Source organism: Actinoplanes sp. NBRC 103695 (genome assembly GCF_030269485.1).
In the GTDB taxonomy this organism is placed as follows: Bacteria; Actinomycetota; Actinomycetes; order Mycobacteriales; family Micromonosporaceae; genus Actinoplanes.
Genome location: NZ_BSTL01000163.1, coordinates 1 through 255, shown reverse-complemented (window position 1 = coordinate 255; position 255 = coordinate 1). Strand labels below are relative to the sequence as shown.

1 protein-coding gene is annotated in these 255 nt (G+C 66.7%); it reads right to left on the bottom strand.

Features of this window, described 5'->3' with window-relative positions; all coding sequences use genetic code 11:
* Positions 1 to 235, bottom strand: a 235-nt coding sequence (locus tag QSK31_RS48695) for a hypothetical protein (protein ID WP_285692028.1), incomplete at its 3' end; no start/stop codon positions are given.
* Positions 236 to 255 lie beyond the last annotated feature (20 nt).

Here is a 255-nt window from a genome sequence, read left to right as displayed (position 1 = left end):
TCCGCCGCTTGTGCTCAGCGGTGAACGCATCCCGCGCCGCCTTCTCCCCCGAGGAGAAAGAGTCGTCGACCTTGCTGTCGAGGCCGGCGAGGATGGCTTCGACGTCTTTCTGGGTGGCGTCGAAGACAGCCTGCAGCTTCGCGGTGACCTGCGCCCGTTTCGACTCGTCCTTGCCCTGAGCACCTTGCTGACCTTTACCGACAGCGTTGCTGGCGGCGAGTTTGTCCCCGCGCATCCCCGCCACCGCCTGCGCCC